Raw genomic sequence first — 21668 nt, forward strand, 5'->3', positions numbered from 1 at the left:
ATCTTAGTTATACCTTGTCCTCCGCGCTGTGTGGCCGATCTGGCTGATCCCCGCACTATCGGGACTTCAGGGCAGGACGGCGGTCACGCGGTAGAAATACAACGCGCCGGGGACCGGTTCGGACCAGCTGGTGGTGGCCGAAGTGCCGACCTCGGTAAAAACTCCATCGGGGCTGGCCGCACGATAGATCTTGTAGCTGGAGGCGGCCACGGAGCTGATCCAATCCAGTTGGATCCGGTTGGTCGCCGGGATATGGGTGATGCTCAGGTCCGTGATCGGAGATCCTGCCCCAACCCAGTGAATCCGGTTATAGGGATCGTTCTCATAAGCCGGGCCGCTGAACTCGCAAGCATAATCAACGAAGGTGATGCTGCCCTGGTTGACGGTCTTGGAAACGTTGTGGGCTCCACCCCAGGTATTGGCGGGGAAAATGGCCCCGGTGACAGGGAAAGCCTGGCTGCTATTGACGGTAAGCAGGGTCCCGCCCGGGGCGCCGTTGCGGAAAGTGCAATAGTCCAATGCCTGGCTGGGGTCCACCAAGGCGCCGTTCTTGATATTGAGGCCCCAGGCATCCATGAGCTCAAATACCGAACGCCGCGCGGAGATCATGGCCCCGGATTCAATGTTCAAACCATAGTGCCCGGAAGGGCTGAGGCAGGTAATGAGCGGCTGATTGGCCTGATCCCCGAAAGCATTGAGGAGACCTCCGTTGTTGACGGCCAGGCTCTTTCCCGCCCCCAGGGCAAGCGAGGCGTTGTATTCCAGATACAGCGAACCGCCATTGTTGATGGCCACATTGCCTGTGCTGATCATTGAGCCATTATCCAGGCGCAGGGAGGAGTTCGAATTGATCGTCGTGTTCCCCCCGTTTTGCAGGTTCAAGAGCGATGAAGTGTAGAAGTTTCCGGATTGAAGGGTGAGATTCCCGGTGACATGGACCGGCCCGTTTCCCGAAACAGCCAGCAGCGAGCTTGCCTTGTTCACGGTCAGGTGGTGAAAGCTGCTGCCGTCGACATTTGACACCTGGGTGTTCGCGCTGCCGTAGAGTTCGACCGTGCCGCCGCTGGGATTGAAGTCGCTTCGATTCACATAGAAGCTCCCCCCGGTGCGGATGGTGCCGCCGGAGATGTTGGCAATGAACTGGTAACCCGCGGGAATGACGATCCCCACGTTCATAAAATCGAGCACCCCGCCGCCGGACAGGGTCAGGGTGGCCACGTCGATGTAGGAGAAAGAGGCAGAGGCTGAACCGCCGTGAACGACGAACTGGCCGCCGGAGATGGTGAGGCTGCCCCGGAGGTCGATTCGCTGAGCGCTATCCTGGAAAAATTCAATGAAGCCTGAGGTGAGGGTTATCGTGCCAAAGATTCCAGGATCGATCAGGTCCGAAGCCACAAAAATACCCCCGGAGACGGTGATGGCCCCCGCCGTCCAATCATAGGTGCTACAGAGCACGGTAACGCCCGTGGGAATGATCATGGTCCCCCCGCTCTTGTTCAAGACCAGGTGGGTGAAGGTTTCCGTGGTCATGGTCTGGGTAAGGCTGCCGTCGATGGTGACCGTTCCCGAGCCTTCGCCAAAGGCCGCCGGGCCGGCCAGATTGGTCCAGTTCCCGGCCACGAACATGGTCGGCGGGGCGATGAAGGTGCCGCCCTGGAGGCGGAAGTCGCCATTGATGTCGAAGATGCCCTGGCCGGTAATCACGCTGGCGGCGGAGGTTTTGTTGATGGTCACGTTGTGGAAATTGCTGTTCACCGCCAGCCTGAACTCGCAGCTGGCGCTGCCGTAAAGCTCGATGGTGCCTCCGTAGGGATTGAAATCGTTGCGGTCGCCGATGAACCTTTCCGCCGTGCGGATGGTGCCGCCACCGATGACGTCGGTGAAACTATAGCTGGTGGTGAAGATGATGCCCACGTCCTTGAAATCCAGCACTCCGTTTCCGCTGAGAGAGAGGGTTGCCGGCGCGCCACGGCCGAATACCGAATATTGGTTGCCGCCATGGATATTGAAGGTGCCGCCTGATATATCAAGAAAGGCGTTCAGGTCCACGTATGAGCCGGCGGCAGTATCCTGATGATAGTTAATCGTCCCGGCAGACAGGAGGATGGTTCCAAAGATACCGGGATTCACCAGGTCGTTGACCGTGAAGGTCCCTCCGTGTACGGAATAAGCGCCGGAGATCCAATTGTAGCTGGCGCAGGCGACCGTCGCCCCGCCGATGCTCATCAAACCCTGGGGCATGTTCAGCACCAGGTTGCAGAAATTTTCGCTGCTCAGGGTCTGGGTCCCCGTGCCGTTCAGGGTCACCGTCCCGGTGCCCGTTCCCTCGATGAAAGCCGCCGGGCCGATGTAATTCATCCAGTTGCCGCCCAGGGTGATGTTGTGGAAATGGTAGATCGGCGGGCTGCCGACCGTCTGGACGGTGTTCAAGGTTCCGGATTGGATGCTGAGGTTGCCGCGTACGTTGATGTGGCTGATCAGCGAGACCGAGTAGGCGCCGCCTTTGTTGATGGTCAGATGGTTGAAAAAATCCCCGGAATTGGGTGTGTTGAGGGTGGCGTTCGCGTTGCCGGAAAAAACCAGGGTCCCTGCCGCCAGTTGGAAGGAACCGGTGGTTTGGACCTCGAGGTTGCCCTGCAAATAGGTGTTGCCGGTATAGGCGTGGATCAGTTTGCTGCCAGGATATACCTGCAAGCTGCCGTTGATGGTCAGAGCGTTGTTTGAATAACTGCTGATATTGACCAGATAGGGCGCGCTTTTCGCGGAGCGCAGATTGTTCAAAACGGTCCCCGCCTGGTACACGAAGATCCAGGAATCAGTTCCGCTTCCCTCCAGGGAAAGGGTCCCGTTGCCCATGTTCACGGCCGAGCCGCTCTGGAACTCCAGGTTGCCATGCACGCGGATGGTGGCGTTGGCGTTCATCGTGACGCTGGATAGTGACCTGAAAGACAGCGCGCCCAGGACATAGAGGTTGCCCGAGGACGAGTTCATGGTCAGGTTCGAATAGCTGTTGAAATCGTTGTAGACCCAGAGATTGCCGGCCTCGATGGTTAGGTTGGAGCTATAGCCGCTGTTCAGGGTGAGCGAATAGCAATAGGCAGTTGTGCTGACCACCGGATAGCGGGGCATAGAAGCCGGTATCACCACGTCATGCGAGGAATTGGGGATCTCATTCAAGCTCCAGTTCGAAGCGACATCCCAACTGGTGTTGAAACTGCCGTCCCAGGTATTGACCAGCCTTTGGGGGTCACCGCCCGGGCCGGCGCCGGCTGGAATCTCCCCCTCCAGTGATTTAACTGACAGGAAGTGATCATCTTGAGTGGGGTGTTCTGAAACTGAGGACGCGGCATTCTCCGCGCCCAGGCTAAAGATACAAAACAACAATACCGCAATAGCGCATCCTTTCATGTTGGCCTCCCTTTGTCATTTCCCTGTACAGAAAGCCCCGAAACATGATCTGATACTTTTTCAGTCACGAAAACATTCTGCCTGAACTTCATTCTGTTGTCAAGAAAAAAATCGGTTATACTCATATTCCTTGCTCACCATTCATCACGACCACGAACATAGCTATTGACAGATTCCGCGGCCGGATATAGTTATCCCAATGGATTCTTGGCCATGGGAGTACCCCTTATGAACAAATACACTGTGCTCGCGATCTTTCTACTGTGCTTGTCGGCTTTGTCTTCCCAGCCTTGGGAACAGGACAATTCTGTTTTCAATCCCAGCGGAGTGCCCAGCCTCACCTTTTCCCAGCCCCGCTTTGCCGACCTCGATGGCGACGGGGACCTGGACTTTTTCCTGGGCAACACCAACCGTTCGCCCCTATACATCCAAAACACCGGCACAGCAAGCTCTCCGGCCTTCGCGCCCGGCCCGGACCTGGCCGCGGGAATCTCCTCACTGGCCGCGGAAATGGGAGTCTGTGCTGACCTCGACGCGGATGGCGACCTGGACTTCATCACCGGCGGCTACACCGGACTGCATCTTTTCCTGAACACCGGAAGCCCCACGGAGCCTGTGTTTGTCCAACAACCGGGCTTCTTCTCCGGACTGGCGGTGGGCTCCATTCCCGTGCCTGATCTGGCGGATGTGGACGGCGACGGCGATCTGGACCTGGTCGTGGGCCTCAGCGAGGATGGCGGCTTGCTGCTTTATACCAACATCGGAACACCCACCAGCGCCCAGTTCAGCCAATCCGCAGTACTGACGATCGGCGACGTCGGACTCTACGCCTATCCTGTGTTTTGCGACCTCGATGGCGACGGGGACCAGGACATCCTCGCGGGCAGGGATTCCCATGGCTTCGTCTATTTCGAAAACATTGGCACCCCCACCGCCGGAAGCTGGCAGCCAAACTCCGCAGTCTTCTCCGGATTGGGCATGCAGACCTACTGGAACTCTCCTGACCTGGTTGACCTGAATGGCGACGGCCTTTTTGACCTTGTTTTCGGCACGGCCTCCGGACCGCTGCAGTATTACGTCAATACAGGTACCGCCACAAACCCCGTCTGGCAGGCCAACACCTCTCTGTTCGGCGGAGTCATTGACGTCGGCGGGGCTAGCTCTCCGGTCTTTTATGACTTTGATGGCGATGGTGACCTCGACCTGATCAGCGGCAGCCAGATGGGCGACATCAAATATTATGAAAACACCGGCAGCATCCACGCTCCCGCCTGGAGCGAAAACAGCGCCTATTTTTCCAGCATCGACCATTCCATCTATGCCGCAGTGGCCATCGGCGACCTAAACGGAGACGGGCTGCCGGACGCGGTGATCGGCGACCTCAGCGGAAACCTCTATTTCCACCGCAACACGGGTTTTGGCTTCAACGAAGAAACCGGAATGCTGCCCAATGCCAGTTTCGGAGGCTGGTCCGTACCCCGCCTTATCGACATGGACTCAGACGGGGACCTGGACCTGGTGGTGGGCAATGAGGCTGGAAACCTGCGCTATTTCGAGAACCAGGGCACACCCCAACTTCCAGATTGGAACGAGGTGAGCGGCTATTTTGGCGCGATCGACGTCGGATCAGATTGCTCCCCGACCCTGGGAGACATCGATGGCGACGGCGATCTGGACCTCTTGGCCGGCAATCTGTTCGGCAACCTGCAATGCTATCTGCGCGGGGCTTTTGGCTGGACTCTGGACGCAACCCTCTTTGCCGGCATTTCCACCGACCAAAACGCCGCCCCGGCCCTGGCAGACCTTGACCACGATGGAGACCTCGACCTCGTTTTGGGCGATTACGACGGCACTTTCAGCTTCTGGCGCAACCTGATGTATTCTGACGCGGTGCTCAATCCGCCCCAAAACCTGGCCGTGGATATCTCTAATAGCAACGTTTTGCTGCTCTGGGACCCGCCCGCTCCGGGCAGTACTTCGCCCTTCGAACACTACCAGGTTTGGCTGGACGGCGAATTTCAGGGCGGCACGGGGATGGAATCCTGGATCCTGAACGACCTCGCGGGGGGCCAGACCTACTTCGTCCAGGTCATCGCCCAATATATTGCGGGAGAATCAGTTCCAGCCGCGTTTGAATTTTCCCTGGCCGCTTCCGACGACCCCCAGCAGCCGGCTTTGGCCCTCTGCAACTATCCCAATCCCTTCAACCCCAACACCACTATCTCCTTCAGCGTGGAAGGCCCCGGCCTGGCTTCACTGCGGATCTACTCCTACCGCGGCCAGCTCGTAAAAGCATGGGATGGCTTCGCCTTTGGAATTCACAATGTTGCCTGGGACGGCCGCGACGAGCAAGGCAAGCCCGTCAGCAGCGGAGTTTACTTTTATCGCCTGGAAAGCGGAAACCGGATCCAGAACCGCAAGATGCTGCTCCTGAAATGAGCCCGCGCCGATGCTGAACCTGGTCCTGAGCGTCCTCTGTTCGGTGCTGATCGCCAATCTGCTGATGGTTTTCAACCGCGGCGGAAGGATCAGCATTTTGCCCATCTTCTTGGGTAACTACCTGATGGCGGGGATCTTCAGCTATGCCAGCCTGCCGTCCGGAAGGCTGGTAGGATTGCCGGCCTTCGACATCCTCTTCGGGATCCTCACCGGGTCTTTCTTCCTGGCCAATTTCTGGGTTTACCAGCGCTCCATCGTTGTCAACGGGCTCTCGCTTTCGGTGGGCGTGATGCGCATCGCCATGATCGTCCCGATCCTTCTGGCGGTGGCGGTTTTCCGGGAAAGCCTGGGCCTCTGGAACATTCTGGGGATCGGGCTGGGTTTGGCCGCTTTCGGGCTCAAGGCCAACCCCAGGGAACTGCATAACCTGCTCTGGATATTGGGTCTGTTCCTCATTTCCGGGCTCACGGACGCCAGCCTTAAGGTCTACAAGGAGCTGGGCAGCGGGGCTGAGCCAGCCTTTGTGTTCATCATCTTCAGTTCCGCTTTCGTCTTCACCCTCGGCGCGATCCTGCTGGCCAGGATCCCCGTCACCCTCAAAAGCATCCTCCTGGGCCTGGCTTTGGGCATTCCCAACCGCTATTCCACCGTCTTTTTCCTCAAGGGGCTGGATAGCGTCCCGGCTGCCATCGCCTATCCCCTGGTGGCCGTTTCCATCGTGCTTTTGAGCATCATCAGCGACCTGGCGCTCTGGAAAAAGCAGGCCTCCCGGCGCGATATGCTGCTCTGGGCCCTGCTGGTGCTCAGTTTGCTGCTGCTCAACCTGTAGATCAATCTCAGCCGGTTCAATTTGGCAGGCCGATTGCCAAGTAGGATTGGAAAACCCATCCAGAGCCTGACCACACCCGCTGGCCAGAACCATATACTTCACTGCTGTACAGTGACATAGATACAATAGTGATTAACGATACTCACGCTATCGAGGTATCTCCAAGCCAGCCATAGATTTACACCGTCCACACTCCTGTCGCCCTCCTTATCAATACGGTGTCAATACGGACTCATTACGGACAAAGTCCGTAGTGAGTCCGTAATGATAGCGTATTGATAAGGGGGGCCACCCCTCTCAGATTCCTATCGGTAAAGGGACCTCAAGCGTCGTCCTGGTGGTGTTTGATGACCTTGCCTATGGCCAGGTAGATGGTGTTTTCAGCGATGTTGGTGGAGAGGTCGCCGGTACGCTCGAGGTTTTTGGCGATGCGCAGGAGGTGGAGATAGCGCTCCGTGAGTTCCGGGCTGGCTTTGATCAGTTCCACCAAGTGGTGGTAGATCCTGCGGTTGAAGTCATCCACGACGTTGTCCGCGTCGCAGACCGCGCGGGATTGCTCCACATCCTCCCTGGCAAAGGCGTCCAGGCTGTTCCTGAGCATGGCGAGGACGGAGTTTTTCATCTCCGCCAGTTCCGGCAGCTGGGCCAGCACGGGATAGCCGAGCAGATGCCCGACGCTTTCAGCTATGTTGACAGCCTGGTCGCCGAGGCGCTCGAGGTCGTTGTTGATCTTGTAGATCATCAGGATCAGGCGCAGGTCCTTGGCTTCCGGCTGATGGAGAGCGATGGCGGCGGTGCATTTGTTTTCCAGTTCCAGTTCGATCTGGTTGACCCTCTCCTCAAAGACCAGAACGTCCCGCAGGAGGCTTTCGCTTCGGGTGTAGAGGCCGTCGATGGACATGCAGACCATCTTTTCCACGAGGGAAGCCTCGGACATCAGCAATTGCTTTAATTCCAATATTTTCATCTGTAGCATCTTTTCTCCTTGATCAACCGAAAACGCCGGTCAGATATGCTTCGGTGCGCTTGTCCGCCGGGACGGTGAACATCTTTTCCGTGCTGTCGAACTCCACCAGTTCGCCCAGATACATGAACGCGGTGTGGTCGGAAATCCGGCCTGCCTGGGCCACATTGTGGGTGACGATGAGAATTGTCACGCTTTTTTTCAGTTCCAGGCAGAGTTCCTCGATCTTGGCCGTGGACTGGGGATCGAGGGCTGAGGTGGGCTCGTCCAAAAGCAGGACCTGGGGGCGGTTCGCCAGGGCCCGCGCGATGCAGAGCCTTTGCTGCTGACCGCCGGAAAGGCACATGGCGGAATGGTTCAGCCGGTCCTTCACCTCATCCCAAAGCCAGGCTGCTCTGAGGCTTTCCTCGACGCGGTCCACGATCTCGCTTTTGGCGTGCTTTCCCTGGATATGCAAGCCGTAGGCCACGTTGTTGAAGATCGTTTTGGGAAAGGGATTGGGCTTTTGGAAAACCATGCCCACCCGGGCGCGGATGGTGGTGACGTCGGTCTTGGGGGCGTAGATATCCTCGTCTCCGAGGGTGACGCGGCCTTCGATGCGGGTTTGCGGGATGAGGTCGTTCATGCGGTTGAAACAGCGGAGCAGAGTGGATTTCCCGCAGCCGGAGGGACCGATCATGGCCGTGACCCGGTTGCTGTAGACGGGCAGGTTGACATCGTGCAGGACGTGGTTCTTTCCGAACCAGAGGTTAAGGTCTGAGGTCTGTATCTGTGCGGTTACCATTGTCTTTTTCTCCTGATTGAAGACCGGACCAGGATCGCGACGGCGCTGATGACCAGCACCAGGATCAGCAGGACCAGCGCGGTCCCGTAAGCGATCGGGACCTGGGCCTTGGGATGGGTTCCCTCGGTCATGAGGGCGTAAATATGATAGGGCAGGGCCATCACTTCATCGGAAAGGCCCTGCGGTAGGCGGCGAGTGTAAAAAGTGGCCGCGGTGAACATGATGGGTGCGGTTTCCCCGGCGACGCGGCCGATGCTGATGATCGCGCCGGTGAGGATATTGGGCAAGGCGGTGGGCAGCAGGACCCGGGTGATGGTCTGCCGCGGCGTGGCTCCCAGGGCCAGCGAGGCGTCGCGAAAGTCCACCGGAACGCTTCTGATGGCCTCTTCGGTGTTGTTGATGATCACCGGCAGGGCCAGGATCGCCAATGTCAGCCCGCCGGCCAGCAGGGATACGTCCATGTTCATTAAATTCACGAACACCGCCATGCCGAACAGCCCGAAAATGATCGAAGGCGTCCCAGCCAAAGTGTTGATGGCGACCCGCAGAACGCGCACCAGCCAGAGCGGCTTTCCATAATTGGTGAGCCAGATCGCGGTAAAAACTCCCAGCGGCAAGGCCACCAGCATGGCCAGGCCGGTGAGCAGAAAGGTTCCCACCAGCGCGGGCCAGATACCGCCTTTGGTCATGGCCGCGCGGGGCGCCGTGAACAGGAATTCCCAGCTCAGGACAGACCATCCCTGGGAGAAAATGCGCACTAAAAACAAGAGCAGAAAGAGGGCCGTGAGCAGCAGCATTCCGCCTAAAATGCCGGTCGCCAGATGGTTCGTGAGTTTGCGCCGGGTCATTTGGGCCTCTTGGAAAGGAACACCAATTCGGTGACCAGGTTGGAAACGAAGGTGATCAGAAAGAGCAGGATGGCCAGGGCGAATAGGGATCTGTAGTGCAGGTCTCCCATCACGGTCTCACCCATCTCCGCGGCAATGGTGGAAGTGAGCGGACGCGCTGAATCAAAGACGGAACGCGGGATGCGGGCAGCGCCTCCAGCCACCATCAGCACCACCATCGTTTCCCCAATGGCGCGTCCGAAACCCAGCAGCACGCTGCCAATGATGCCGCTTTTGGCATAGGGTACCACGGCCTTGAAAATGGTCTCGGAACGCGTGGCACCCAGGGCCATGGAGGCTTCGCGGATGCTCTTGGGCACGCTGGAAAGGGCGTCCTCGCTCATGCTGCAGATGATGGGCACGATCATCACGCCCAGGATTATCGAGGTCGTGAAGACGTTCAGGCCGGTGTCCAGATTGAACCACTGCCGCACCAGCGGGGCCAAAAAGGCCATGCCGAAAAGGCCGTAGACCACGGAAGGGATACCGGCCAATAGCTCGATCACGGGTTTGGCGATCTCGCGCAGGCCGCTGCTGGCGATCTCGGAGATGAAAATTGCGCTGCCCAAACCCAGCGGAATCGCGATCACCAAAGCTCCAAGGGTAACATACAGCGATCCGGCGATCAGGGCCCAGGCCCCAAATTCCGGTTCCGCGTGGGTGGGATACCAGTTGTTCGTGAACAGGAACTGGAATAGATTCACCGTTTTGAAGAGCGGCAGGCCCTCGCGGAAGATCCCGAAAATGATGCCCAACATGGCCGCAATGGTGAACAGGGAGGCCACGTAAGTGATTCCCTGGAAAGATCTTTCCTTAAGTGTTTTCATATCCTCCCCTTCCTGCGGGAGCCAGGGCTCCCGCTATCTGAGGGTGTCTTGCAGTCCTTGAATTGATGGCTTTCAAACTAATTCAGGGTGATGAAGCCCTGGGCCTGGACGATCTTCTGCCCGGCCGAAGATTGGATGAAGGCCAGGTATTTGTTGACGTTGCCGGTGGCCTTGCCGTTGGTGTACATGTAGAGTTTGCGGGAAAGCTGGTAGCTGCCGTCCTTGACGGTCTTTTCGCTGGCTTCGGTCCCGTTCACGGAGAGGGTCTTGACCTCGTCGGTCAGATAGCCGAGCCCCACGTAGCCGATGGCACCTGGCGTGCTGCCAACCGTGGTCGCGATGGCGTTGTTGGAGGCCAGAAGCTGGGCGGAGGGATCGACCTTGGCGCCGTTGAGAGCCTTGTCATTGAACACTTCGAAGGTGCCGGAGGCCACGTCACGGGATATCACGACTATTGGCAGCTTGGGCCCGCCCACGGCGCTCCAGTCCTTGATCTTGCCGGTGTAGATGTCCCGGATCTGCGCAACGGTGAGGTTCTTCACGGGATTTGATCTGTGCGCGATGATGGCGATGCCGTCCAGGGCGACCGCGTACGGCGTGGGATTTATGCCTTTGGACTTGGCCTGGGTGAGTTCCTTGGATTTCATGGGACGGCTGGAATTGGCGATCTGCACGGTGCCGTTTTGCAGGGCGGCGATCCCGACGCCCGATCCGCCGCCGCGGATGGAGATGTTGATGTCTGGATTCAGGTCCATGAAGGCTTCCGCGGTGGCCTGGGCGATCGGCAGCACGGTGGTGGAGCCAGAACAGGTGATGGTGTTTCTTTGCGCCAGAAGGGGCAGGATGCCCAGCACAAGGGCGAGGATGAGGACGATGATCTTATTATGCATGGTGTTTACTCCTATTTGATGGTTTTGGAAAAGCGCCATTTAAGCTGCAGCATCAGGGTGGTGGAATCCGCGGATTCGCTCACGCTATTGCTTTTGGCGGTATAGTTCAGTTGCAATTGCATGGCCGGCACGGCGCTGGCGTTGTGCATGAAGTTGTAGTTCACTCCGCCGGTAAGTGTTGTGAGGATGTTTTCGTTGGCAGAGCTGTCGGTGGGGTCATATCTGTCGTAGCGGCCGATCAAATCGATATCGGCACCGGCGATCTTCTTGAGATTAAGGCTGGGCATGACCATCAGGGCGTTGGCCGTATGGTCTTTGCCGCTGTCATGAGGATAGCTCACATCTTTGGAAAGGTATTCCACCCAGAGGTCCACAGGGCCGTAAGCCGCGCGCAGAAGGCCGTCCAGCAGCATCTGGGTGTTGCGGTTGGCATTGTCCGTGGCGTCGGCCAGAAGCTGGTCCCTCTCGCTGCTGTTGGCCATGATCGAGCCACCGATGGTTATTCCGGCGAGCGGGGTCAGGCGCAGGTTGGCCAGCAGGGCGGGGTCGATGTTGTCCTTGAGGTTGATGCCGTAAGCTTTATAGCCTTCGCCATTGTACATGCCCAGGGCGTATTCACCCCAGCCGCCGGGAATGTAGCCATTCAGGGTGATACCGTAATCGGCGGAATTGGCGAACTTGTATTCATCAGAGGGCGCCTTGCCGATCAGCTTGTAGTTCCAGTCATAGATCGTGCCGAAATAGACTTTCTGCAATCCGACAGTCGTGGTCAGGTCCGGCACGGGGATCAAATGGGAAAAATCCAGATAGGCGTATTTGAGTTTGAGCCCGGCGCCGTCCTTGATCAGGTCGGTGCTGAAGATGTCAACCGTGAAGCGGCCTTTGACGGTTTCACTGAATTTGGGTTCCAGGCCGAGATAGCCGCGTTCTAGCGAAAAGAAGTTCTTGAGGGTGGCGTCGCTGCCGTCTGGCGCGGTTCCATTTTCCATTGTCCAGCGGTTCCACATTTCCCCGGCAATTTTCAATTCCTGTGCCGTCAGGCCTGCCAGCAGCAGGATTCCCAGCACTGTTAGCATGAGCAGTTTTTTCATGTTTTACTCCTGTTTCCTTGTTAAGGTCTGCTCTGTTATACGCTGGAAATGTTAGGATTTTATAAGGCTGGGGTTAAGAATTGTTAACTTTGCTGAGTTGGGGATCAGAGGGTGTGCTTAAGCCGGCGCAGAGCTTTGCCGCGCAGCTGTTTAACTCGCTCCACGGGTATCTGCAGGGCTTGGGAGATTTCCTTTAAGGTGAGCTTATCCTGGCATGAGAGGATCAGTATCTGGCGCTCCAGAGGAGGAATTCCTGCGGGCAATATCAGGTCTGAATCCCGTACTGGAGCGGGATTCGGATCTGGCATGGCTTCGAGGTCCTCTTGGGCGAGGGTTCCAATGTCATGAAACGCCTCTGCCTCTTTTTGCAAGGCCAGCAAGACCTGTTTTTTGATCCACCAGACAGCATAGGTGGAGAATTGCGCGCCCTTGTCCGGTTGGAACCTGCGGGCAGCCTGGATCAGCCCCAAAAGCGCCTCCTGGCGCAGGTCTTCGAGAGGAACGCCCCGGTTTTTATACTGGTTGGCTATGCCATGGGCCAGTTTGCCATGCTCTGACAGGATCTGATCCAGAGAAAGGGATTCGCTTTCGGGACATGATCCGTTAATAGGGAGTCCGGCCGGTTTGTTCATGTTGCCGATTCCGCTTGTTTGAGCCGGGGCAGCAGCAGCCGGAACACGGTTCCCCGCCCCAGGTCGCTATCCACGCTGATCTCGCCATGATGCAGCAAAACTATGTGCTTGACTATGGCCAGGCCCAATCCGGTGCCGCTCTGGCTCTTGTTGCGGGAGGGGTCCGCCACGTAGAAGCGTTCAAATATCCTGGGCAAATGCTCTCTGGCAATGCCTTTGCCTGTATCCACCACTTCAAAAACAACCCCGTTTTCCCCAGCCTGGCTGCGGATCGTGATCCCGCCTGAATCCGTGTAGCGGAGGGAATTTTGCGCCAGATTGATGAAGACCTGTTCAAACTTGAAAGGATCGCAGACCAGGCGAGGAACCGCTGGATCAAGCTCGATCCTGAGATATAGCCCCTTTTCCGCGATCTCCGGTTCCAAGATGAGGCGGATGTTATCAAAGAAGGTCTTTAGGCTGATCTCCCGGTTTTCAATTTCTGCCACGCTTTCCAGACGGATAAGCTGTTCGAGGTCGCGGATGAGGTGGATCAGGCGCTGGGTGTGGCTGTGGATGATCGCCAGATAGCGGGAATGGTCTGTGCCCGGGCTTTCCTGCATGGCCTCGGTGAAGCCTTTGATTGCGGTGAGTGGGGTGCGCAGTTCGTGAGCCAGATTGACGATGAAGTCCTTTTTCATTTGGGAGGCTTGCTGGATGGGATCGATGTTGTGCAGGATAAAAACCATACGCCGGGCCTCGTCATTGCGACTGAAGGAAAGGATGTAGCTGTGCTCCCCGATCAGGATGTCCGCCGCCTGGCGGTCCGGCTGGTCCTGCATTGACCTGATCAGGTCCAGTAATCCGGGATCGCGGATGACTTCCCAGAACTTTTGCTCCCGGCGGGAATCGAAAGCCGGAAAAAGCTCGCGGAACGGCTTGTTCGCCCATTCCAGCCTACCCTCGAAATCCTGGGACCACAGCACGTCTTCGATCGAACTGAGCACCAGGCGCAGTTCCTCGCGGTGCACGGCCAGGTGGCTGATGGTGGAATCCAGGCTGCCCAACATGTCGTTCAGTTCCCGACCCAGAAGGTCAAACTCGTCCAAAGACAGGCTGGGAATCCTCTGGCTGTGATCGCCCCCGGCTATCCTGCGCGCCACTTTGGAGATGATGTCGTAATGCCGGCACAGGTTTTTCCCGATCATTAAAAGGACTGCCATGACCACCCCGGCCATCACGGCAATGATCAGCCAGGATGGGGTTTTGAGCGTAAGCAGGATCGCCAGCACCGCCAGGATCAGCAGTTGGGAAAAGAAGAGCAGCCGGTTGAGGCTGGGTTTATCCACTTTCTTGATCTTCCCTGGCAGCGGCGGAAAATTTGTAGCCCAGTCCGCGCACGTTCTTGATCATCGAGGCAAATTCGCCCAGCTTTTCGCGCAGGTTGCGGATGTGAACGTCAATGGTGCGTTCGATCACGATCTTGTCGTTTCCCCAGAGGTGATCGAGAATCTGGTCCCGCCGGAACACCCATTCCGGGCGCTTGGTGAGAAGCTGCAGGATCTTGAACTCGGTGAGGGTGAGGTCGATCCTTTTCCCTTTGATGAAGGCCTCATAGCTGTTGAAATCGAGCCGGAAGTCCGGGTTGATGGTCAGCACGTTTTTGCTGCTCTCCCAGCCGCTGCGGCGCAGCACTGCCTTCACCCGGGCCAGCAGTTCGGAACTGTCGAAGGGTTTGGTGACATAGTCATCCGCGCCGTATTCCAAGCCACGCACGCGATCCTCGATGTCCACCCGGGCCGTGAGCATCACGATCGGGATCCGCTCCCAGGCAGGATTGCCTTTGATCCGGCGGCAAACTTCCAGGCCGTCGATATCAGGCAGCATCAGGTCCAGCACGATCAGGTCCGGGATTTCCCGCTCCAGGCGTTCCAGCATCGGCCGCGCGCTTAAAAAACAGCGTGTCCGGTATTCCGCGGCTTCCAGCTTGAGCCGCAGCAGTTCGAGGATATCGGCCTCGTCCTCAATTACGAATATCATGGATTTCATTTTATGGATACCTATGCCGGGACCATAACCTGAACAGCCGGAATGTGGCAAGAAAAAACAGCTGGTTTCCAGTTAATTATTCTTAACAATCAAAGACATCCCCGGCAGCGTATTAACCCCAGGCATTATCAGCGTTTAACATCCCAGAAAGCGGCACAAAAAAACCGTGGGGAGCACCGGGTGGTGTCCCCACGGACTCGGAGGGCATTCTATGTAGGGTCTGTGTTGTATAAACTAAAGAAGCCCGCCATCTTGTCAAGCATTATTTCGCAATTTTGCTCTTTTGCTTTCCTTTGGCAGGCCTGGATTTTGCTTCTGATGGGGGATTGTGGAGGTCCAGGATTTTTTTCCAGCTGTCTGGGCCGCCAGGCGAATCTCATCCCGGAGGGTTTGTATCCAATCCGGGCCAATCTTGGTAGATCGACGCGGCGGCGGTGTTTTGGGTCTGGTCGTATAGCTCCAGCAGTGATTTGACCACGTTCAGGGTCCTGGAATCGCCCTTGCCAAAGAACCTTTGGTTGATCTGGAGGGCCTTGAGCAGATGCTTCTCTGCATCCTTCCAGCGTTCTAGCTTGAGATACAGGCTGCCCAGGTTGCTCAGGTAGATCGCCGTCACTGCGTGTTTCGGGCCCCAGTGCCTGCGGGCGATCTTCAGCGCCTTGTGGAGCAGGTTCCCTGCTTCCTCAAGTTTCCCCGTCTGGGCGCAAACGCTTCCCAAATTGCCCGCACAGGTCGCTATGAACCAGTGTTTTTGGCCGTAGCTCCGTTCCATGAGTTCCAAAGCCTCACGGAACATGGCTTCGGCCTTGTCCAGCTTGTTCTGTTTGCCATACAGGTGGCCCAGGTTGTTGATCCGGTCCGCGACATTGGATGATCCTGGAGACTGCTTCCTTTCCATCGCCAGAGAGCGCTTGAGCAGCTTTTCTCCTTCGGAAAAACGTCCGGTGTCCTTGTAAAACCTGCCCAGGTTGTTGATGTAGGGGCTCAAAGCCAGGCTGCGCGTGCCATGCTTGCGGGTGGCGAGTTCCATGACCTCGTTGTACAGGGGTTCCGCCTCCTCCATCCGCAGGAGGTAGTGATAGAGCAAGGCCAGATGGAAGACCATCTCACCGTATTCCATGCCATCTGTGCCATGGGCTTGGGCGGCCAGGCGAATGGCGGAGCGGAAGTTTGCTTCGGCTCGGTCGAAACTGCCCTTATCCCAGTTATGATCTCCGGCTTTGTCATGATAAAATGCCGCTTTGTCCGTAACCCCGCCTTTTTCGAAGTGCATCGCGATCTCTTCCGCGTGCTCGTCCAGGTTCAGCTCATAGACCCTTTCCATGGCCTCCGCCGCGCTCAGATGCAGCTTTTGCAGTTTGCCGCTCAGCATCCTGTTATAGACCGCGTCTTGGATCAGCATATGGGAAAAGATGTAGAAAACCTCGTCCAGGTCTTTCCAGATCTGGTTTTGGGTTCCGTTGGCGAGCAGCTCGCGGGGATCGGAATTCAGCATTTGGGACAGCACGCGGACGTTGAACTTATGGCCCAGAACGCTGGCGTTTTCCACGCATTCGCGCACCTTGTCCGTGAGCCTGTCGATCCGGCTGGCGATGATGTCGTTGATGCCGAATACAGCGGCGGAGCCAGCATCAGAGAGTATCTCGCCGTGAGCGCCGATCCTGCCGTTTTCCTGCAGATAGGTGATGTATTGTTCGATGAAAAACGGATTGCCGGCAGCCTGATCCGTTATCCTGTCCAGGGTTTCCGGCGGCAGGTCCGACATTCCCAGCAAGACTTGGGAGAATTCCCTGCTCTCATCTTCAGAAAGAGGTTTGAGGTGGAGATGCAGGTCCTTGTAATGGAGCATGTCCGTTTCCTTGACATAGATGCCTTCCTCGTCGCGAATGGTGGCCAGGACACAGACGGTTTTGATCCCGGCCTCTTCGACCGCCTGAAAATACCAGGCGGTTTCCGGATCCATCCATTGCGCGTCATCCACCCAGGCCAATATTGGTTTGGGGGCTGCCAATTCGCGCAAATAGGCCAGCCAGGCTTCCAGCAGGCGCTGGGGACGGTTTTGGGGCGTAAGGTACTCCTGGGCCGAGCCCGGCCAGGAAAGCCCCAGCCAAGACCCAATCAGGATTTCGAGGCCGGCCAGGCGCGGATTTCCCTTGGCCCAGGCATTCCAGGCTGACCTGAATTGGCTGACAGCTTCATCCCCGGTCGCGGTGACACTGAGGCCCAAATGCTGGCGGATCAATTGTTTAAGAGGCTCCAAGGGCTGGGGCAGGATCCTGTCGCAGGCCAGGCTGAACTTCTGGCAGGAAGAATCCGGGATCAGTTTCATCACTTCCTGCGCCAGCCTGGTCTTGCCGATCCCCGCTTCGCCATGGATGAAGATTACGCAACTCTTCCGGCTGGCCAGTGAATCTATGACGGAGCCGCTGAGAAGGTTCTTTTCGATTATCCTGCCCACAAATCTGCCGTCAAGATCCTTGGTTTTTTCTGCAAACTTGGCTGCCAGGCGATAACTGCGCACTGGCTGTCCGAATCCTTTCAGGCGCAGATTCCCGACCTGTTCAAAGCTGAACTCCCTGTCCAATTCCTTTTGCAGCCTTGCATCGACGAGGATCTCGCCCGACCGGGCTTTTTCAGCCAAACGCGAGGCCAGGTTCATTGGCCGGCCCCAGGCCGCGTATTCGCCGACCCCCTCGTTGCCGACAAATCCGGCAAAAACCTCGCCAAAGGACATTCCCAGGGAAATTCCCGGTATCGCCTGCGCCATCATCAGCGCGAAGCGCCCGGCCCGTTGCACTGTGTTGCCCTCGTTGCGCGGCATGCCGAAGAGGATGACGGCCTGAAATCCTTTTTCGGAGGTGTTCAAATTGTTCACATAGCCGCCATAGGTCAGCGCCAAAAGCTCCAACAAGCCGACAGAGTCTTCCAACCTGTCCTGGGGGATCTCCTCCAGATTGGCGAAACAACAGGCCACCATGCGTATCTCATTGGCTGAGAGCAGGTTTTGAAAACGGGAGTTCATGAAACGCAGGGCTGTTTGCGGCTCAAAATCGTATTCCAGCCTGCGCGGGGGAACTTTCGGGATCTCGCAGTCGGGCTCAAAACCCCTGCCCCGCCTGACGAAATTGTCTTTCCCGATCTTCCAGGCCGCCGCTTGGGTGAACACCAGTTCCTGCTTCAGTTCGCTGAGCCTGAGCAATTCCTGCATCACCCGGCCGCTGAACAGGTATTCATTTTGCAGGTCATTCTCGAAGATACGCCAATCCAATGTGCCAAAACCCACGCACTGGCGCGCCTTGATCCGGAAGCTGCCATAGGGGGTGGCATATTCTCCCAGTTTCCGGAATTGATCGCAAGTCCCCAGCACCGCGGCCAGCACATTGAGCGGCTCAGGATCAGGGAATATCGCCCAAAAGCCGTCTCCGGTGAAGCGGATCGCGAACCCGCCGTTGCTTTCCACCCAATGATGCGGTCCCTGGCTCAGGTTGTCCAGCATCCGGGCCAGTTCCTCCGCGCCGAGCTTTCCCGCTTTGTGCAGCTCATTGGTGATCTGTGTGAAATCGCCGAGGTCGAAGATCAGCACAAAGGCCTGCAGGGAGCCGCTGAGGACACCGCGCTCGAAGTTGTGCAGGATGAAGGGAGGCCGGTAGCGGATCATCGCGTGGGGTTCCTCCCTGCTGATCTGATTGCAGGACTGGTTGCCGTTTTCATCGCTCACTCTGTTTGGAAACTCAGGGTTGCATGGTTCTGCTGCCGCAATCGGGTTTCAATCTTTGCAAACCCTTGTTCATGATCTGGCTTGACCTCAGGGCACAAGGCCGGCTGCTGTCTGCGCTGGGATTCATTGCCCTGTTTTAATATCCCAAGCCAATAATCCAATTATCACCGCTTGAACATTTCAGTCAAGATATTTCTGTGCCACAACTTCCACATTGCAAACAAATACGCAGCGCTGGAATTGGAACCCCTCCTGACGGTCCAAAAGATTTTGCCGGCATCTGTAGGATCAAGATTTTGCCGCGTAATGACATACAGGCAATCAAAGGTATTGTGTTCATATTCTGATTTTAAATCTCTGATTGGCAGCATCATACACGCACATTACCCCTTTCGCCCTCCTTATCATTACGGTGTCATTACGGACTCATTACGGACAAAGTCCGTAGTGAGTCCGTATTGATAGCGTAATGATAATGGGAGCCGATGAGGAAAATTTTCGCGCCGGGATAACTGACGGTCCGGGATGATGCGCGGCCGGGAGGGCAAATCTTCGCTTGACACATTGGGGCATTCAAACAGATTGAGCCTTATTCAAGGAAAACACAGCAGCCTGGAGAAAATATGATCACAGTATACGTAAACGGCAAGCCCACAGAGGTTGCCAAGGACACGAAAGTTTTGCATGCCTGCACCAAGGCGGGCTATAAAGTGCCTCAACTTTGCTATCATGAGGACCTTCCCGCTTTTGGCAATTGCGGAGTTTGCATGGTGGAGATAAACGGCAAGCCGCTGCGCGCCTGTTCGACCCCCTGCGAGGAAGGGATGCGGATCAAGACCACGGGCAGGAAGCTGCTCGAACTTCGCCGCGCGGCTCTGGAGATCATACTTTCCGAGCATCCCAACAACTGCCCCGAATGCGTTAAGAACGGGCGCTGCGAACTGCAGGACCTTGCGCAGGAACTGGCCATCCGCCACATGCACGTGAACAAGGTGCGCCGTCCCTATAAGCCCAGGGACGAATCCTCGCCCTCAATCACCCTCGATTCGTCCTACTGTGTGCAATGCGGGCGCTGCGTCTACATCTGCAACGAGGTCCAGGACGTGCACGCCCTGGAAAACTCCGAACGCGGGTTCAACACCTTTGTGGGCCCGACTTTCGACCGCCTGCTCGAAGACAGCGAATGCGTCAAATGCGGCCAGTGTTCGGCCTATTGCCCGGTCGCGGCGATCTATGAGAACGACGATTCGGACGACCTTTGGGCCGCTTTGGATGATCCGAACCTTGTATTGGTGGCGCAGGAAGCGCCCGCGGTCCGAGTCGCGCTGGGAGAGGAATTCGGCCTCCGGCCCGGCCACAATGTGGCTCCGAAGATGTATACCGCCCTGCGCGAAATGGGCTTCCACTACGTCTTCGACACCAATTTCGGGGCCGACCTCACCATCATGGAAGAGGCCAGCGAGTTTGTCCAGATCTTCACCCAGCATCCGGAAAGATTTCCCCTGATCACGACCTGCTGCCCCTCCTGGGTCGATTATCTGGAGAAATTCCACGCCGACATCATTCCCCACTTTTCCTCGTCCAAATCGCCGCACCAGATGGTGGGCACCATGGTCAAGACCTACTGGGCGCAGAAGATGAAGATCGACCCGGCCAAGATCTTCCTGGTTTCGATAATGCCCTGCACGGCAAAGAAATATGAGATCGAACGGATGGAGGATATGTACGCCTCCGGCTGCAAGGATGTGGATCTGACGATCACCACCCGCGAACTGGCCCGCATGCTCAAGACCCGCGGCATCAACCTGCCCTATCTTCCTGACGGGCAAGCCGATAGCCCTCTGGGCGAATACAGCGGTGCCGGCACCATCTTCGGAGCGACGGGCGGAGTGATGGAAGCGGCTTTGCGCACGGCCCATTTCTTTGCCACGGGAAAGGAATTGGCGGATCCGAAGATCGATTTCGTGCGGGGAAATCTGGGCATCAAGCGCGGCAAGATCGAGATCCTGGGCCGGGAAATCAGGATCGGCGTCGCATCCGGTTTGGGAAATGTGAACACCCTGATGACCGAGATCCGCGAGGCCAAACAAGCCGGGAAAGAACCGCCCTACCACTTCGTGGAGGTTATGGCCTGTCGCGGAGGCTGCGTGGGCGGTGGCGGACAACCCTACCGTTCCACCAACCGGGTGCGCATGCAGCGCGCCAAGGGGCTCTATAAAGAAGACGAGGGCCTTGAGCACCGGGAATCGCACAACAATCCCTCCATCCAGAAACTCTATCAGGAATTCCTGGGCCAACCCAATTCCCCCAAGGCCAAAAAGCTTTTGCATACAAGCTATATCGCCCGGCCGATCGTTCTGGGGCAGAAAAATCCGAAGAAGAAATCCCGGAAGAAATGCGTCTGAACCGATGAACTCTTTCCGAGAGGGTAAATTTCTTGCCTGAAGCGGCTTCCGGGCTGATCCAGAGCCATCCCTACCGTCCCTATGTTCCGGATCAAGCCCGAACCCTGATCCTGGGCAGCGTGCCGCCCTGGCGCTTCTGCACTGAGATGCCCAAGCCCCTCTCCCCCAAGGATATGGACTACTATTATGGCAGTCATGTCCGGGGCTGCAACCTGCTTTGGGAGGTCCTGTTCCGGGTTCTGGATCCCGCTGCTCTGCCGGAACTGCAAAAGATCCGGGAATTGCAGTTGCAACGGGTCACGAGGACGGAAAAGCAAAGGGTCTTTCTGCAGGATTTTCTGGCCCGGCACGGATTGGGGATCGCGGATATCCTGCTCCGCTTCGAACGCCGGGATCTGGGTTCCGCGGATGCCAAGATCAGGCCTCTGGAATTCACTGATCTGACCGGCATCCTGGCCAGCCGTTTGAACCTGGCAAACATTCTTTGCACCAGCAAAAAGGTCGATTTCTGGCTACGCGAATACCTTGCCACACAAGGAATTGCGCTGGAATCTGAGCATGGCGCCGGAGCTGCGTTCCCGCTTCCTGATCATGACGAGGCATCCCTTACAGAAAGAAGGATCCGGGTCCTGATCCTTCCTTCTCCTTCACCTGTGGGCAGAGTTAGGTTTCCCAACCACGTGGCCTTCGTGGATCACCTCACGCAGGCCTACACAGCTGTTTTCTCCTCGCTGTCAGATCAATAGCTCTTTCCCGAGCTGCGCTC

At 57.1% G+C, this 21668-nt stretch carries 15 protein-coding genes; 4 read left to right on the forward strand and 11 right to left on the reverse strand.

The window, feature by feature from the left end:
* Positions 1 to 66: 66 nt before the first annotated feature.
* The gene (locus tag K0B87_00440; protein ID MBW6513214.1) at positions 67 to 3408 is read right to left on the reverse strand and encodes a hypothetical protein; all 3342 of its coding nucleotides are present in this window, start codon (positions 3406 to 3408) and stop codon (positions 67 to 69) included.
* A 228-nt stretch (positions 3409 to 3636) separates the two neighbouring features.
* Here K0B87_00440 and K0B87_00445 point away from each other — a divergent pair, with 228 nt between their 5' ends.
* Both K0B87_00445 and K0B87_00450 read left to right on the forward strand, forming a co-directional pair.
* The gene (locus tag K0B87_00445) at positions 3637 to 5847 is read left to right on the forward strand and encodes a VCBS repeat-containing protein (GenBank protein ID MBW6513215.1); all 2211 of its coding nucleotides are present in this window, start codon (positions 3637 to 3639) and stop codon (positions 5845 to 5847) included.
* Between the two features lie 10 nt (positions 5848 to 5857).
* Complete coding sequence (locus K0B87_00450) at positions 5858 to 6676, forward strand: hypothetical protein (protein MBW6513216.1); 819 nt, start codon at positions 5858 to 5860, stop codon at positions 6674 to 6676.
* A 322-nt stretch (positions 6677 to 6998) separates the two neighbouring features.
* Here K0B87_00450 and phoU read toward each other — a convergent pair whose 3' ends face one another.
* From phoU to K0B87_00500, 10 genes are all read right to left on the reverse strand, one after another.
* Positions 6999 to 7652: a phosphate signaling complex protein PhoU gene (gene phoU / locus K0B87_00455; protein ID MBW6513217.1), complete on the reverse strand. Its 654-nt coding sequence runs from the start codon at positions 7650 to 7652 to the stop codon at positions 6999 to 7001.
* Positions 7653 to 7665: 13 nt separating this feature from the next.
* Complete coding sequence (gene pstB, locus K0B87_00460) at positions 7666 to 8424, reverse strand: phosphate ABC transporter ATP-binding protein PstB (protein MBW6513218.1); 759 nt, start codon at positions 8422 to 8424, stop codon at positions 7666 to 7668.
* Positions 8418 to 9272, reverse strand: a complete 855-nt coding sequence (gene pstA / locus K0B87_00465) for a phosphate ABC transporter permease PstA (protein MBW6513219.1) — start codon at positions 9270 to 9272, stop codon at positions 8418 to 8420. Before pstA ends, pstB begins: the two co-directional genes overlap by 7 nt.
* The gene (pstC, locus tag K0B87_00470; protein MBW6513220.1) at positions 9269 to 10138 is read right to left on the reverse strand and encodes a phosphate ABC transporter permease subunit PstC; all 870 of its coding nucleotides are present in this window, start codon (positions 10136 to 10138) and stop codon (positions 9269 to 9271) included. The genes pstA and pstC overlap by 4 nt, the downstream gene beginning before the upstream one ends.
* Positions 10139 to 10215: 77 nt before the next feature.
* Positions 10216 to 11028: a phosphate ABC transporter substrate-binding protein gene (locus tag K0B87_00475; protein ID MBW6513221.1), complete on the reverse strand. Its 813-nt coding sequence runs from the start codon at positions 11026 to 11028 to the stop codon at positions 10216 to 10218.
* A gap of 11 nt (positions 11029 to 11039) precedes the next feature.
* Positions 11040 to 12119 carry a hypothetical protein gene (locus K0B87_00480; GenBank protein MBW6513222.1) on the reverse strand — a complete coding sequence of 360 codons (1080 nt, stop codon included), beginning with the start codon at positions 12117 to 12119 and terminating at the stop codon, positions 11040 to 11042.
* Positions 12120 to 12223: 104 nt separating this feature from the next.
* A complete protein-coding gene (locus tag K0B87_00485) occupies positions 12224 to 12751 on the reverse strand; it encodes a sigma-70 family RNA polymerase sigma factor (GenBank protein MBW6513223.1) in 528 nt (175 codons plus the stop codon).
* The gene (locus tag K0B87_00490; GenBank protein MBW6513224.1) at positions 12748 to 14079 is read right to left on the reverse strand and encodes a HAMP domain-containing protein; all 1332 of its coding nucleotides are present in this window, start codon (positions 14077 to 14079) and stop codon (positions 12748 to 12750) included. The genes K0B87_00485 and K0B87_00490 overlap by 4 nt, the downstream gene beginning before the upstream one ends.
* A complete protein-coding gene (locus K0B87_00495; GenBank protein MBW6513225.1) occupies positions 14072 to 14779 on the reverse strand; it encodes a response regulator in 708 nt (235 codons plus the stop codon). Before K0B87_00495 ends, K0B87_00490 begins: the two co-directional genes overlap by 8 nt.
* Positions 14780 to 15155: 376 nt before the next feature.
* The gene (locus K0B87_00500; GenBank protein ID MBW6513226.1) at positions 15156 to 18497 is read right to left on the reverse strand and encodes a tetratricopeptide repeat protein; all 3342 of its coding nucleotides are present in this window, start codon (positions 18495 to 18497) and stop codon (positions 15156 to 15158) included.
* A gap of 623 nt (positions 18498 to 19120) precedes the next feature.
* Here K0B87_00500 and K0B87_00505 point away from each other — a divergent pair.
* Both K0B87_00505 and K0B87_00510 read left to right on the forward strand, forming a co-directional pair.
* On the forward strand, positions 19121 to 20902 hold the full coding sequence (locus K0B87_00505; protein MBW6513227.1) for a [FeFe] hydrogenase, group A: 1782 nt from the start codon (positions 19121 to 19123) through the stop codon (positions 20900 to 20902).
* Positions 20903 to 20934: 32 nt separating this feature from the next.
* Positions 20935 to 21648: a uracil-DNA glycosylase family protein gene (locus K0B87_00510; protein MBW6513228.1), complete on the forward strand. Its 714-nt coding sequence runs from the start codon at positions 20935 to 20937 to the stop codon at positions 21646 to 21648.
* Positions 21649 to 21668 lie beyond the last annotated feature (20 nt).

Source organism: Candidatus Syntrophosphaera sp., from assembly GCA_019429425.1.
In the GTDB taxonomy this organism is placed as follows: Bacteria; Cloacimonadota; Cloacimonadia; order Cloacimonadales; family Cloacimonadaceae; genus Syntrophosphaera.

Bases quoted from the DNA above. Each gene is read 5' to 3' on its own strand.
- K0B87_00505 (MBW6513227.1), top strand. From the start codon at position 19,121: ATGATCACAGTATACGTAAACGGCAAGCCCACAGAGGTTGCCAAGGAC.
- phoU (MBW6513217.1), bottom strand. From the start codon at position 7,652: ATGCTACAGATGAAAATATTGGAATTAAAGCAATTGCTGATGTCCGAG.
- K0B87_00485 (MBW6513223.1), bottom strand. From the start codon at position 12,751: ATGAACAAACCGGCCGGACTCCCTATTAACGGATCATGTCCCGAAAGC.
- pstC (MBW6513220.1), bottom strand. From the start codon at position 10,138: ATGAAAACACTTAAGGAAAGATCTTTCCAGGGAATCACTTACGTGGCC.
- K0B87_00445 (MBW6513215.1), top strand. From the start codon at position 3,637: ATGAACAAATACACTGTGCTCGCGATCTTTCTACTGTGCTTGTCGGCT.
- K0B87_00440 (MBW6513214.1), bottom strand. From the start codon at position 3,408: ATGAAAGGATGCGCTATTGCGGTATTGTTGTTTTGTATCTTTAGCCTG.
- pstB (MBW6513218.1), bottom strand. From the start codon at position 8,424: ATGGTAACCGCACAGATACAGACCTCAGACCTTAACCTCTGGTTCGGA.
- K0B87_00480 (MBW6513222.1), bottom strand. From the start codon at position 12,119: ATGAAAAAACTGCTCATGCTAACAGTGCTGGGAATCCTGCTGCTGGCA.
- K0B87_00450 (MBW6513216.1), top strand. From the start codon at position 5,858: ATGCTGAACCTGGTCCTGAGCGTCCTCTGTTCGGTGCTGATCGCCAAT.
- K0B87_00475 (MBW6513221.1), bottom strand. From the start codon at position 11,028: ATGCATAATAAGATCATCGTCCTCATCCTCGCCCTTGTGCTGGGCATC.
- K0B87_00495 (MBW6513225.1), bottom strand. From the start codon at position 14,779: ATGAAATCCATGATATTCGTAATTGAGGACGAGGCCGATATCCTCGAA.
- pstA (MBW6513219.1), bottom strand. From the start codon at position 9,272: ATGACCCGGCGCAAACTCACGAACCATCTGGCGACCGGCATTTTAGGC.